This is a genomic window from Microbispora sp. NPDC046933 (assembly GCF_040644635.1).
Lineage (GTDB): Bacteria > Actinomycetota > Actinomycetes > Streptosporangiales > Streptosporangiaceae > Microbispora.
This window is the reverse complement of the sequence record NZ_JBEYWW010000024.1, coordinates 1-13990: the sequence shown is the minus strand read 5'-3', so window position 1 is coordinate 13990 and position 13990 is coordinate 1. Positions and strand designations below refer to the sequence as shown.

General features: G+C 71.8%; 11 protein-coding genes. 9 read left to right on the top strand and 2 right to left on the bottom strand.

Translation table 11 applies throughout. The features are described from left to right. Positions 1-7 precede the first annotated feature (7 nt). The 4 genes from ABZ857_RS28585 (at position 8) to ABZ857_RS28570 (ending at position 7211) form a co-directional block, all read left to right on the top strand. Positions 8-1531: a HAMP domain-containing sensor histidine kinase gene (locus ABZ857_RS28585; RefSeq protein ID WP_357048450.1), complete on the top strand. Its 1524-nt coding sequence runs from the start codon at positions 8-10 to the stop codon at positions 1529-1531. Next, positions 1528-2028, top strand: coding sequence for a hypothetical protein (locus tag ABZ857_RS28580; RefSeq protein WP_357048447.1), 501 nt, complete (start codon positions 1528-1530; stop codon positions 2026-2028). The genes ABZ857_RS28585 and ABZ857_RS28580 overlap by 4 nt, the downstream gene beginning before the upstream one ends. 368 nt (positions 2029-2396) lie before the next feature. Then, on the top strand, positions 2397-6014 hold the full coding sequence (locus ABZ857_RS28575; RefSeq protein WP_357048444.1) for a glycoside hydrolase N-terminal domain-containing protein: 3618 nt from the start codon (positions 2397-2399) through the stop codon (positions 6012-6014). Between the two features lie 798 nt (positions 6015-6812). Continuing rightward, a complete protein-coding gene (locus ABZ857_RS28570) occupies positions 6813-7211 on the top strand; it encodes a hypothetical protein (RefSeq protein WP_357048441.1) in 399 nt (132 codons plus the stop codon). Positions 7212-7220: 9 nt separating this feature from the next. On the opposite strand, the gene ABZ857_RS28565 is transcribed toward ABZ857_RS28570, so the two are convergent. Continuing rightward, a complete protein-coding gene (locus tag ABZ857_RS28565; protein WP_357048438.1) occupies positions 7221-7910 on the bottom strand; it encodes a TetR/AcrR family transcriptional regulator C-terminal domain-containing protein in 690 nt (229 codons plus the stop codon). A 167-nt stretch (positions 7911-8077) separates the two neighbouring features. Here ABZ857_RS28565 and ABZ857_RS28560 point away from each other — a divergent pair, with 167 nt between their 5' ends. From ABZ857_RS28560 to ABZ857_RS28540, 5 genes are read left to right on the top strand one after another with little or no spacing between them, the layout of a single operon-like run. Continuing rightward, positions 8078-9169 (top strand): ABC transporter ATP-binding protein, encoded by a 1092-nt coding sequence (locus tag ABZ857_RS28560; RefSeq protein WP_357048435.1) that lies wholly within the window; start codon positions 8078-8080, stop codon positions 9167-9169. A 44-nt stretch (positions 9170-9213) separates the two neighbouring features. Continuing rightward, complete coding sequence (locus ABZ857_RS28555) at positions 9214-10245, top strand: ABC transporter permease (protein ID WP_357048432.1); 1032 nt, start codon at positions 9214-9216, stop codon at positions 10243-10245. After that, a complete protein-coding gene (locus ABZ857_RS28550) occupies positions 10242-11036 on the top strand; it encodes an ABC transporter permease (RefSeq protein WP_357048429.1) in 795 nt (264 codons plus the stop codon). The genes ABZ857_RS28555 and ABZ857_RS28550 overlap by 4 nt, the downstream gene beginning before the upstream one ends. Before the next feature lie 6 nt (positions 11037-11042). Next, on the top strand, positions 11043-12164 hold the full coding sequence (locus ABZ857_RS28545) for an extracellular solute-binding protein (protein WP_357048426.1): 1122 nt from the start codon (positions 11043-11045) through the stop codon (positions 12162-12164). Between the two features lie 13 nt (positions 12165-12177). Next, the gene (locus ABZ857_RS28540; RefSeq protein ID WP_357048423.1) at positions 12178-13800 is read left to right on the top strand and encodes an amidohydrolase; all 1623 of its coding nucleotides are present in this window, start codon (positions 12178-12180) and stop codon (positions 13798-13800) included. On the opposite strand, the gene ABZ857_RS28535 is transcribed toward ABZ857_RS28540, so the two are convergent. Beyond that, positions 13763-13990: MGMT family protein (locus tag ABZ857_RS28535; protein WP_357048420.1), on the bottom strand; the 228-nt coding region annotated here is incomplete at its 5' end. The genes ABZ857_RS28540 and ABZ857_RS28535 overlap by 38 nt on opposite strands.

Here is a 13990-nt window from a genome sequence, read left to right as displayed (position 1 = left end):
GCGGCCGGTGGCATCTCGGCCGAGCCTGGGTCTGCGTGCCCGGCTGTTGTCCGCGTTCGCGCTGCTGTGTGTGGTCACCGCGGCGGCGGTGGCGGGCGGGATGTACGTCGAGGCCCGCAACGAAATCCTGCAGCGGGCCCAGGATACCGCGGTGCAGGCGATGAGAAGCCGCCTGGATGCGCTCTTCCCGTTGCGGAATCCGGCGCCGGACGCGGGTGAGCTCGGCGAGATCGCCGGCACCGTGGCCGACGGGAACAACGACGCGGTCGCCGTCTACCACGAGACGCGCTCGCCGGCCGCCCCCGGCCTGCCATGCCCGCCTCTCGGCCGGCAACGCTGCCAGCCCGGCCCCGGCCTGCCATGCCTGCCTTCCGGCAGGCCATGCCGGCCTGGCCTCGATACCGAAATGATCCCCAAGGCGCTGCGGCGGCAGGTGGCCGACGGCAACATGGCATGGCAACGCGTGGTGTGGCAGGACGGGCCCCACCTGATCATCGGCACGCCGTTGCTGATCGCCGAGCGGGGCCGGCCGGCGCGGGCGTCCGGCATCGAGGTCTACGTCGCGCACAGCCTGCTTCCCGAACAGCGCAGCATCGACCGGCTCGCCGCACGCGCCTGGCTCACCGGCGGGGCGGCCCTGGCGTTCGCGGTCGTCCTGGCGTTGCTGGCCACCCGTGGCGTGCTGCGCCCGGTGCGCGAGCTCGGCCGGGCGGCACGCCTGCTGGGTCAGGGCGAGCTGCGGACCAGGATCGCGGTCCGCGGCTCCGACGAGCTGGCCGAGGTGGCGCGCACGTTCAACGACACCGCCGCGGAGCTGGAACGGCACGTCAAGCAGCTGCGCGAGATGGAGGCCGACGCCCGCCGGTTCGTGGCCGATGTGTCCCACGAGCTGCGCACCCCGCTGGCCGCGCTCGCCGCGGTCGCCGACGTCCTCGACGAGGAGGCGGCCAGGCTGACCGAGCCCGCCGGCAGGGCCGCCAGGCTGGTCAGCCAGGAGACGCTCAGCCTCACCGCTCTGGTGAACGACCTCATCGAGATCAGCAGGTTCGACTCCGGCGTCGCGGCCCTCGCGCTGAACGAGGTCGACGTGGCCGAACTGGTGCGCGCGACCCTGCGTGCCCGGGGCTGGACGGAGCAGGTGCGCACCGAGCTTCCATCCGCGGTGACGGCACGGCTGGACCCGCGCCGAGTGGACGTCATCCTCGCGAACCTGGTCGGCAACGCCCTGCGGCACGGCGAGCCACCGGTGTCGCTAAGGCTCCGCGCCGACGCCGACTGGATCGCTCTCGAGGTCCGCGACCATGGACCGGGGCTGGACGAAGCGGTGCTGCCGCACGTGTTCGACCGGTTCTACAAGGCCAGCGCGGCCAGGGCGAGGTCCGAGGGCAGCGGCCTCGGCCTCGCCATCGCGCAGGAGAACGCGCGCCTACATCGAGGCGACCTCACCGTCACCAACGCCCCGGACGGCGGCGCCGTGTTCACGCTGCGCCTGCCACGCCGGGCACTTGATCCGGACGGAGGCCCCGAGTGAGGACCGGGCCCGCCCGCCGCGTGCTCGCCGCGGGCCTCGTATCGCTCGTCGCTGTGGCCGGCTGCGGCGTGCAACCCAGCGACGCCATCCGCGCCGGCGACCCGCCGAGCGGTGGTGTCGCACCCACCATCGCACCAGCCATGAAGATCATCCTCTATCTGGTGGAGAACGGCCGGCTCAGTGCGGTAACACGGCCCGGCCGCCGGCTGTCTCAAGCGGACACGCTCGCGCTGCTGGCTGCCGGACCCACCGCGACGGAACAGGCGGACGGACTCACCACCGACGTCCCGCCCGAAGCCGGCCCGTTCTCGGTGACCGCCGGGCCGGCAGGCCACTTGGCGGTGAGCCTGTCCACTCCGGCCGGCGAACTGTCCGCGCTGGCCGTCGAGCAGATCGTGTGCACGGCCGCCGCCGCGGCGCCGGAACGCCCTGCCCAGATCACCGTCGTCGGTGCCGGGCAGAGCGTCGGCCCCCGGAACTGTCCGGAGTTACGGTAGCGACCTGTTCGCCACCTCGGACAGATCGCCGTGGTCTTGGTCAGTACGGGCGGCCGCCGTATGGCTGGGCCGCTACTCCCGTCTTCGGGCGGCTGTCCGGAACCGCTCTTCCGCACGCATGCGTCGGGGGCCTTGAGCGAGGCCAAAGGTTAGATGTTTGCGCGTGAGAGGCGACGGGATCGCGAAGTTTAGGGAGGTTTGATAACAAGCGTTGACCGATACATCAAATCTTTGTAGCTTTGCGGTCACCCCCTAACGGAGCCTCGTGTGCTGCCGGTCCGCGCAACCCGTTTCTCCCGCCGGTTTCGAGCGGTCGTTGCCCTGACGCGTGCCGGTCGCCTGCAAGGCCGCGTGCGCTTGGAGAAGCGATGCCAGACCTCACGCGAAGGCAGTTGATGAAGATCGGGACAGCAGGGGCCGGAGCCCTGCTGTTGCCGATGCAATGGACGGCGGTCGCCCGAGCCGCCTCGGTGGCGCCCCCCGAGGTGCGCGCCGCCGACGACCTGGCGCTCTGGTACGACAGGGCCGCCGGCACAGACTGGCTCCGTGCGCTCCCCATCGGCAACGGGCGCCTCGGCGCCATGGTGTTCGGCAACGTCGACCAGGAGCGACTGCAGCTCAACGAGGACACGGTATGGGCCGGCGGCCCGTACGACCAGAGCAACCCGAAGGGAGCGCAGGCGCTGCCGGAGATCCGGCGCCTGGTCTTCGAGGACCAGTGGACCCAGGCCCAGGACCTGATCAACCAGACCATGCTGGGGAGCCCCGCGGGCCAGCTGGCCTACCAGACCGTCGGCAACCTCAGGCTGAACTTCCCCGGCACCGGCGGGTTCTCGGAGTACAACCGCCAGCTCGACCTCACCACCGCCACCACGTCGGTCACCTACCTCCTGAACGGCGTGCGGTACAGGCGCGAGGTGTTCGCGAGCGCACCGGACCAGGTCATCGTCGTTCGCCTGACGGCCGACAAGCCCGGCTCGATCACGTTCACCGCGACGTTCGACAGCCCCCAGCGCACGACGAGGTCCAGCCCGGACGGCACGACGGTGGCGCTCGACGGCGTCTCTGGCGACTTCGAGGGCGTCACCGGCTCGGTCAAGTTCCTGGCGCTGGCCCAGGCCCTCGCCGAGGGCGGCGACGTCACCAGTTCCGGCGGAACGCTCCAGGTGTCCGCCGCCGACAGCGTGACACTGCTGATCTCCATCGGCTCCAGCTACGTGAACTACAAGGACGTCGGCGGCGACTACCAGGGCATCGCCCGGCGGCACCTCGACGCCGCCCGGCAGACGCCGTACGACAAGCTGCGCGACCGGCACGTGGCCGACTACCAGGCCCTGTTCCGGCGGACGACGCTCGAACTCCCCCGCACCGACGCGGCCGACCAGCCGACCGACGTCCGGATCGCGCAGCACTCGGCCGTGGACGACCCGCGGTTCTCCGCGCTGCTGTTCCAGTTCGGCCGGTACCTGCTGATCAGCTGCTCGCGCCCCGGGACCCAGCCGGCCAACCTGCAGGGCATCTGGAACGATTCCCTGACCCCGTCGTGGGACTCGAAGTACACCATCAACGCCAACCTGCCGATGAACTACTGGCCCGCCGGCTCGACGAACCTGTCCGAGTGCTACCAGCCGGTGTTCGACATGATCCAGGACCTCACGGTGACCGGCGCACGCACGGCTCAGGTGCAGTACGGCGCGGGCGGCTGGGTCACCCACCACAACACGGACGCGTGGCGGGCCACCTCCGTCGTCGACGGCGCGTTCTGGGGCATGTGGCAGACCGGCGGCGCGTGGCTGGCCACCATGATCTGGGACCACTACCTGTACACCGGCGACGTCGAGTTCCTCCGGAAGAACTACCCGGCGATGAAGGGCGCCGCCCAGTTCTTCCTCGACACCCTCGTGGAGGAACCGAAGCTGGGATACCTGGTCACGAACCCCTCGAACTCGCCCGAGCTCAGCCACCACGCGAACGCCAGCGTGGCCGCCGGTCCCACCATGGACAACCAGATCCTGCGTGACCTGTTCCACGGCTGCGCGGAGGCGAGCGAGGTTCTCGGCATGGACGCCGGCTTCCGTGCCCGGGTTCTCGAGGCCCGGAAGCGGCTGGCCCCGATGAAGATCGGCTCGCGCGGCAACATCCAGGAGTGGCTGTACGACTGGGTCGAGACCGAGCGGAACCACCGGCACATCTCGCACCTCTACGGTCTGCATCCCAGCAACCAGATCAGCAAGCGCGGCACCCCCGAGCTGTTCGAGGCCGCGCGGCGGACGCTGGAACTGCGCGGCGACGACGGCACGGGCTGGTCGCTGGCCTGGAAGATCAACTACTGGGCGCGGATGGAGGAGGGCAAGCGGGCGCACGACCTGGTCCGCCTCCTCGTGACGCCGGCCAGGCTCGCTCCGAACATGTTCGACCTGCATCCTCCGTTCCAGATCGACGGCAACTTCGGGGCGACGTCCGGCATCGCGGAGATGCTGCTGCACAGCCACAACGGGGAGCTGCACCTGCTGCCGGCCCTGCCGGAGGCCTGGCCGGAGGGACGGGTCAAGGGCCTGCGGGGCCGCGGCGGTCACACCGTCGGCGCGGCGTGGAGCGACGGGCAGGGCGACGAGTACCTCATCACGCCCGACCGCGACGGCGTGGTCAGGGTGCGCGGCGCGATCTTCGCCGGGCGTTACAAGGTGGTCGACGACACGCGCGGCGGCACGGTCAAGGCGAAGAAGGCCGAGCCCGACCTGATCGAACTCACCGGGAAGGCCGGGCACACCTACCGCGCGTACGCGCTGCAGAAGGTCACGATGAGCGTGCCCGTCGAGGTCAGCCCGGGTCAGGAGGCGAAGGTCGGCGTCACCCTCCGGGCGATCGAGATGCCGGTGGCGCCCCGAGCGACGGTGTCCCTGGAGGCGCCGGAAGGGTGGACCGTGACACCCGCCAAGGCCGACGTCGGGCCCCTGGCGCCGAACGCGAAGGCCACCGTGGAGTTCACCGTCACCCCCGCCCAGGGCCAGGCCGCGGGCGACGTGGTCCTGCTCGGCAGGGCGAGCGGCACCCAGGCCGGCAGCGAGTGGACCGCGTCCGCGAAGGCCAGGGTCCGGGTGTGGGCCGGCCAGGCGAAGCCGCTGGAGGAGCTGTTCAGCAACGTCGCCGTCACCGACGACGCCAACACCGCTCCCGGGAACTTCGACGGCAACGGCGCCAGCATCTCCGCCCAGGCGCTGGCGGCGGCCGGTGTCACCCCGGGGAGCACCGTCACCAAGAACGGGGTGAAGTTCACCTGGCCCAAGGTCACGGTGGGCAGCCCCGACAACGCGATCGCCTCGGGACAGTCGATCAAGGTGACCGGCACCGGTAAGACGCTCGGCTTCCTGCTGGCGGGCACCTACGGCGCCGTGTCCGGGCCGGCCACCGTCGTCTACAAGGACGGCACGAGGCAGACCTTCAGCCTCAGCTCGCCGGACTGGTACGGCGCTCCCGCCGCGGGGAGCGACGCGGCCGTCGTCGCCGCCTACCAGAACCGGCCCAACAACCAGCGGCAGAACACCCCCGCCGCCGTCTACTACTCGGGCGTGGCGCTGCAGAACAAGGAGGTCTCCCGCGTCGACCTGCCGAACATCAGCGCGAGGGCCGCCTCGGGGGTCGCGACCATGCACATCTTCGCCGTCTCGCTCGAGTCCGTCACGCCGTCCTCGCCGGAGGTCAAGCTGACGGTCACCGCCTCCTCCCGCTGCATCGGCACCTCGGCGTACGTGGCGGTCACGGCCGTCAACAACTCCGACGTGCCGGCGACGATCACGCTGACCACCCCGTTCGGCACCAAGACCGTGACCGACGTGGCCCCGGGCAAGCAGGCCTACCAGTCCTTCAACACCCGGGCCGTCCAGATCGACGCCGGCACGGTGACCGTGACCGGAACCGCGACGATCGACGGCAAGCAGGTCACCTCGACCTACGACGCCGCCTACACCGCGGCCGCCTGCGGCTGAGCTGCTTACACCGCGGTCAGCTGCCGCTGACCACACCGGCGTCGCATGCCGGGGCCGGCCAACCGGGCCGGCCCCGCCCCCGGCGGTCCACCTGCCGCGGTGGCGACGGCGCCGAAGAGGCGCTCCTCAGGCGGTCGGTCGTCCCCGATCGCCCGGGCGAGCGAACGCCGATCGCCGAAAGCGGCCGCACGTCCCCTCTCCTGCGGAGCGCACCGCTTCCCCGCAGTGCGTGTGTCCGTTACGGTCGGCGAGTCGATCTACGGCGGGCCCGTGAAGGAGCAGCGTGGACAGAGCAACGGACGGCCCGGCGGCCCGCCGGGCGGGGCTGTTACGTGCCGGGATCCTCCTGGCCGCCTCCGGGCCCGTCGTGTTGAGGTCCCTCGCGCTCGGCCCGGTGGACATGGACACCATGATCTGCTGGGGGCGGTCCATGCACCTTCCGTCCTTTCTGTCCCGGGGCACGACCTGGACACTCCTGACCTGGGCCGAGCTGTTGCTTCCGGTGATCCTGGCCGGGCTCCTCCAGCTCTCCTCCCGGTGGGCCACGCGCCTGGGCGGGTGCGCGGTGCTCGCCGTCCTCGCGTTCCGCCTGCTGGCCGCCGTCCGCGCGCCCGGCGCCGGTCCCTTCGCCGTCCGGCTGCCTTTCGTGGAGTCGCCCTGGCCGTCGTTCGCCTGTTACGCAGTGGCGTTGCTCCTGCTGCTCGCGGCGCCACGGGCGCCCCGCCCGGCGGCGGGGAAGGAGGTCGCCCTCTGGGGGCGGTCGTCGTCGCGGCGGCCTGGGGACCGCTCCGGCTCTCCGTGCTCCTGCACGGGGAGGCCGGTGGCTTCTCCGGCTGGTTCGCTCTCCCCGAACCGCGGTCGGCCTGGGAGTTCCCCGGGCTCTGGGGCTGCAAGGCCGACGCGGACGGACTACTGGTCGTGCTCGTCACCCTGGCCGCGACGGCCGTCCAGGTCATGGCGGACCGGCCGCGGCGCCGTGTCGCCCTGGCGGTCGCGGCGCTCCTGGTCCTCGCGGCGTTCGAAGCCTATGTCCCGGTCGCGATCCTGGCGGACGCCGGCACGCTCTGGCAGGAGTTCCAACTGGAGGCGAGCATGCTGATCCGCTGGCACCTGCTCGTCGCGGCGGCACTCGCCGCCGCCGCTTTCGCCGTACGCCCGGCCACTCGCCGCGAGACCACCCCCGCCGGGGTGCCGTAACGGGCCGGCTCAGGTCTGAGCAGCGGGTTCGGGCTCGGCGGAAGCGGGCTCGGCCGGCGCGAGCGTACGCAGGCCGACGAGGAAGATCTCCAGCGCGGTCTCGAACTGGGGGACCGTGACGGGCGGCAGGTGGGGGGCGCACTCGGCGAGCCGCGGATAGCGGTCCCGGCTCTGCGCCGCGTAGACCAGCGGCGCCCCGGCGTCGCCCTCGCGCACCTCGGGCGGGAGCATCACGAACGACGCCTCGAAGGCCGCCCAGGCCAGGACGTGGTCGCCGAGAGCGCGCTCGTACCGCGCGGCCTCCGGCGGCTCGAAGCCTCCCTGGCGCAGCGCGTCGAGCAGCACCTCGATCGCGTTTATCTCGGCCTCCCGCCGGGTCGAGCGGCTGGCCGCGAGCACCGCGGCCTGGGGATGGCCGGCGAAGGCCCGGTAGACGCGCATGGCCGCGTCCCGCAGCGTGTCCAGCCAGTCTTCCCCGGGGGCGAACCCGGTCAGCGCCTCCTCGTACAGCCGGTCGGCCAGCGCCCGCACGAGGTCGTCCTTGTCCCGGAAATGCCGGTAGACCGCCGTCGCGTCCACGCCGAGATGCCGGCCGATGTTCCGGAACGTCAGGGCGGCGGGGCCGCCGCTTTCCACGAGTTCGAGACAGGCGGTGACGATCCGCTCCTGGGAGAGCGCGACGGTACGGCGTGGGGGCATGAGCACATTCTCCTCAGTGAGACGTGATCGTCGCGACACATTCTTCACATCACGAGAAGCGTTGTCATCACCGTTGACAACGCCGTTTACGCCGTGCTTCTCTTTCCCCACCCATTCGCGGCCCGCCCACCGCCGAGGCCGCTCAGCTGCTCTTTCGGAGGTCGCCCATGACTTCAGCGGCGTCTCATGACGGGCTTCGCATCAAGGGAGTCACGCGCCGCTTCCCGGCGCCGGAGGGCGGGATCGTCACGGCGCTCGACGACGTCTCCCTGGAGATCGAGCCCGCCGAGTTCTTCGTCCTGCTGGGCCCCTCGGGATGCGGCAAGACCACGCTCCTGCGCACGATCGCCGGTCTGGAATACCCGGACGAGGGCGAGGTGTGGCTCGGCTCCGAGCGACTGGACGTGCTTGCGCCGTACAAGCGCCGGGTCAACACCGTCTTCCAGAGCTACGCGCTGTTCCCCCACCTCACCGTGGCCGAGAACGTCTCCTTCGGCCTGGAGATGGAGGGGATGAGCCGCAGGCAGGCGGCCCCGCTCGTGGCCGAGGCCCTGGAGCTGGTGCGCCTGCCGGAGCACGGCAGGCGCAGGCCCGCCCAGCTGTCCGGCGGCCAGCAGCAGCGCGTCGCCCTCGCCCGGGCGCTCGCCAAGCGGCCGGAGGTGCTGCTGCTCGACGAGCCCCTCGCCGCGCTCGACCTCAAGCTGCGCCGGGGCATGCAGACGGAGCTGAAACGCATCCAGCAGACGACGGGCGTGACCTTCGTCTTCGTCACCCACGACCAGGAGGAGGCCATCTCGCTCGGCGACCGGCTGGCGGTGTTCCAGGAGGGCACCGTCGCGCAGATCGGCACGCCGCAGGAGGTGTACGAGCGGCCGGCCAACAGGTTCGTCGCCGACTTCATCGGCGAGACCAGCTTCCTGACCGCCGAGCGCACCGACGCCGGCTTCCGGCTCAGGGGCGGGGACGTGCTCCCCGCCGACCGGGTGAGCGGCGCGGATGGCACGGGCGGCACGGGTGGCGGCGGCGAGGTGACGATCGCCCTGCGCCCGGAACATCTGGTGATCGGGGGCGAGGACGCCCCGCTGCGCGGCGTCGTACGCGAGTCCGTCTACGTCGGCAGCGACGTCCGCGTCGGCGCGGAACTCGCCGGCGGCGAGCAGGTCGTGGTGCGGCTGCCGGTCGGCGCCGCGTTCCCCGAACCCGGCAAACGGATCGGCCTGGACGTGCTGCCGGGCCGGGGCTGGGCGGTGGCCTCATGACGGGCCCAGTGACGGGCCCAGCGACGGGCCCAGTGACAGGCCCGGTGTCGGGCCCCCCGACGCCGCGCACGCCGGGAGCCGAGCCGGCTCCGGGGCCGACTCCGGGGTCGGCCCCGGCGGACGGCGCGGCGACCTCGGCCGCCTCCGGGACGGCAGGCGATCGGCCAGGGCGGGGGTCCTCCTCCGGAGCCCGCCGCCTCCACCGGCCGGCCGGTCAGGGCGCCCGGTCCTCGGTGCTGCCGGGCACGCTCTTCCTGCTGGCACTGGTCGGCGCCCCGCTGGTCGTGGTGGTGGCCTACTCGTTCCTGTCGCGCGGCATGTTCGGCGTCGGCGTCGCCGGGCCGTTCTCCGTCGACTCCTACGTGCGGCTGCTGTTCGACACGCAGCTCGACGGCTCGAAGACCTTCGACCCCCGCTACATCGGCGTGTTCTGGCAGTCGATCTGGCTCGCCGCGCTCACGACCGTCTGCTGCGCCGTCCTCGCCTTCCCGATGGCGGTGTGGATGGCCACCAGGTCGCCGCGCACGCGGGCGCTGCTCGTCTTCGCCGTGACGATCCCGTTCTGGACCAACACGCTCGTTCGGACGTACGCCTGGGTGCTGATCCTCAACGACAACGGGCCGGTCAGCGGCCTGCTCGGCACGCCGATCGAGCTGCTCTACACGCCGTTCGCGACCGCCGTCGGGCTGGTCTACGTGTCGCTGCCGTTCATGATCCTGCCGGTCTACTCCAGCGCGGAGAAGTTCGACTTCCGCCTGGCCGAGGCGGCCTACGACCTGGGCGCCCGGCGGCTGACCGTCCTGCGGCGGGTCGTCTACCCGGCCGTGCGGCCCGGGCTCGTCGCGGGGGTGGTGCTGGTCTTCATCCCGTCGCTCGGCGCGTTCCTCCAGCCGCAACTGCTCGGCGGCGGCAAGTCGCTGATGATCGGCAACCTCATCGAGCAGCAGTTCGGCGCCTCCCGCAACTGGCCGCTCGGCTCGGCCGTGGCGGTCGCCCTGCTGGTCCTCACCCTGCTGACCCTCATGGGGTTCGCGCTGGCGGGTCGCCGCGGCGACCAGAAGGTGAGCCTCATGTGAACCGCGCCCGCCGTGTCGACCTGCGGCGCTTCCCCGCCTTCGCCACCGTCTCGGTCCTGCTGCTCGTCTTCCTCTACCTCCCCCTGCTCGTCGTCGTGGTGTACGCGTTCAACACCGGCAGGATCGCCACGATCTGGGAGGGCTTCAGCCTCCACTGGTTCGGCGACGTGGTGGCCAACGCCGACATCAGGAACGCGACGCTGACCTCGCTCCAGGTCGCGGCCGTCGCCACGGTCTGCTCGGTCGTGCTGGCCATCGGCATCGCCCTCGGTCTGGCCGCGCTGCGCCGTACGGCGCGGGGGGCGGTCATGCTGGTCGCCGGCGCGCCGCTGGTGCTGCCGGAGATCGTGCTCGCGGTCGCGACGCTGGCGATGTTCGCCTTCCTCGACGTGCCGCTGGGCATGACGACCGTGACCCTCGCGCACATCGCGTTCTGCGTGCCGTTCGCGCTGCTGCCGATCCGGGCCCGGCTGGCCGACATGGACCAGCGGGTGTTCGAGGCGGCCGCCGACCTCGGCGCCTCGCCCTGGCGGGTCTTCCGCCGGGTCACCCTCCCGCTGCTGGCCCCCGGCGTCGTCGCCGGGGCGCTGATGGCCTTCATCGTCTCCCTCGACGACTTCCTGATCACCTTCTTCGTCGCCGGACCGGGCACCACCACGCTCCCGATCTACATCTACGGCATGCTCCGCGTCGGCATCACCCCGGCCGTCAACGCGCTGTCCACCCTGATCCTCCTCGTCTCCCTGCTCGTTCTCGCGGCGTCGTATCTCGTCGGCCGCAAGAGAGGCTGACCGCACATGGTTTCCAAGCACCGCTTCCTCCCCCTCACGGCCCTGCTCGGGGCGGGCGTGCTCGCGCTCGCCGCCTGCGGCGGCGGCTCGACCGGCGCCGCCACGTCCTCGGGCTCCGGCTCCTCCTCCGGGGGCTCGGCGGCGTTCCCCGCCAAGGGGAGCGGCGAGCTGAACCTCTACAACTGGACCGACTACATCTCCCCCGACCTGCTCAAGCGCTTCGAGTCCGAGACCGGGATCAAGGTGCACCTGGACACCTTCGAGTCCAACGAGGGGCTGCTGGCCAAGCTGCAGGCCGGCGGCACCGGCTACGACGTGATCGTGCCGAGCGACTACATGGTGCAGCAGATGGTCCAGCTCGGCCTGCTGCAGGAGATCGACACCGCGACCTTCCCCAACGGCAAGAACATCGAGCCCGAGTTCAACGACGTGTACTTCGACCAGGGGCGCAAGTTCACCGCTCCGTACATGCACGGCACCACGGGCATCGCGGTCGACGAGGCGAAGGTCGGCGGCAAGGTCACCAGCTGGGCGGAGTTCTTCAACCCGCCGGCCGGCGCGAGCGGCAACATGGGCATGCTGAACGACTCCAACGAGGTGGTCGCCGCGGCGCTGCGCGCCGTCGGCGCCAAACCGTGCAGCGAGACGCCGGCCGACTACCAGAAGGTGCAGGCGCTGCTCTCCGGGGTCAAGGGCAAGCTCAAGGTGATCAGCTCCGACGGCCAGATCGACCGGATGACGTCGGGCGAGACCACGCTGGCCATGATGTGGAACGGCGCCTTCCACCGGGCCTCGGTGAAGAACAAGGGCATCACCTGGGTCTACCCCTCCGAGGGCCTTCCGCTGTGGCAGGACAACTTCGCCGTGCCGAGGGGCGCGCGCAACGTCGACAACGCCAAGATCTTCATCAACTGGATGCTCGACCCGAAGAACGCCGCCGAGGCGACCAACTTCGTGGGCTACGCCAACGCCGTCACCGGCTCGGACGCGTACATGGACAAGGACCTCGCGAAGGATCCGGCGATCAGTCCGCCCGCGGACAAGGCCGCGCTCGCGCAGCCCGTGCCGCCCTGCTCCCAGACCGCCCTGGATCTCTACGACAAGGTCTGGACGGACTTCAAGAGCTGAGAGGACGACGACGATGCACGCGGATCTGCTGTTCCTGAACGGCCACGTCTTCACCGCCGACCCCGCCGCGCCGCGAGCGCGGGCGGTGGCCGTGCGGGACGGCCGTGTCGTCGCGGTCGGCGACGACCATGACGTACGCGACCTGCGCGGGCCCGGGACCGAGGTGGTGGACCTGGCGGGCCGGTTGCTCGCACCCGGCTTCCAGGACGCGCACGCGCACCCGGTGATGGGCGGCCTGGAACGGCTGCGCTGCGACCTGTCCGGGATAACCGACCGCCGGGGCTACCTGGACGCCGTCGCGGACTACGCCGCCGCGCGTCCGGACGACGAGTGGATCACGGGCGGCGGCTGGTCGATGGACGCCTTCCCCGGCGGGACCCCGGTGAAGGAGGACCTGGACGCGATCGTGCCCGACCGCCCGGTGTTCCTGCCGAACCGGGACCACCACAGCGCGTGGGTGAACTCGGCGGCGCTGCGCGTGGCCGGGATCACCCGCGACACCCCCGACCCGGCCAGCGGGCGCATCGAGCGCGACGCGGCCGGCGAGCCGACCGGCACCCTGCACGAGGGCGCGATGGCGCTGGTCGAGCCGCACCTGCCGGAGACCTCGCACGAGGACTACGTGGAGGCCCTGCTCGTCGCCCAGGCACACCTGCACTCCCTGGGCATCACCGCCTGGCAGGACGCGATCCTCGGCGACTACGCCGGGCATCGCGACGTCACCCCCGTCTACCTCGACGTGGCCGGGTCCGGGCGGCTCACCGCCAGGGTCCGGGGCGCGCTGTGGTGGGAGCGCGACCGCGGCGCCGAGCAGATCCCCGATCTGATCGCCCGCAGGACCGCCGAGGGCGGTTTCGCCGCCACGAGCGTCAAGATCATGCTGGACGGCGTGGCGGAGAACTTCACGGCCGCCCTGCACGAGCCGTACCTCGACGGGTGCGGCTGCGTCACGGGCAACCGCGGGATCGGCTTCGTGGACTACGCCGAACTGCCCCGCTACGTGAGCATGCTGGACGCCGAGGGCTTCCAGGTCCACTTCCACGCGATCGGCGACCGGGCGGTCACCGCCGCGCTCGACGCGGTCGCCGCCGCCCGCGCCGCCAACGGCCCGTCGGGCAACCGCCACCACGTCGCCCACATCCAGGTCGTCCGGCCGCAGGACGTCCCCCGGTTCGCCGAGGAGGACGTCACCGCCAACATGCAGCCGTTCTGGGCCTGCCACGAGCCGCAGATGGACGAGCTGACCATTCCCTACCTGGGCGAGGAGCGGGCGGCGTGGCAGTACCCGTTCGGGGCCCTGCACCGGGCCGGCGCGCCGCTCGCCATGGGCAGCGACTGGCCGGTGAGCAGCCCCGACCCGATCTGGGGCATCCACGTCGCGGTGAACCGGGCCAGGGAGAGCGGCACCACGCCGTTCCTCCCGGGTCAGGCGCTCGACCTGGCGACCGCGCTCACCGCCTACACCGCGGGCTCGGCCCGGGTGAACCACCTCGACGAGACCGGGACCATCGCCCCGGGCATGCTCGCCGACCTGGTCGTCCTGGACCGCGACCCGTTCGCGGCGCCCGTCGAGGAGATCGCGGCGGCGCGCGCGGCGCTCACGTACGTCGCGGGACGGCAGGTGTACTCCGCCTGACCCCGCCCGCCTGACCCGCCTGCCTGACCCGCCCGCCTGACCCCGCCCGCCCGACTCCGACCTGTCCGGTTCGGCCCGCCATCGGCGGGATGGCGGGCGCCAGGGCGTTGGCCACCGCGCGGGGCGCCTGCGGCCGTCCGATCCGCTCGGCGATCTCCTGGTAGGTGGTGACGCTGCCGTACGGCACGGC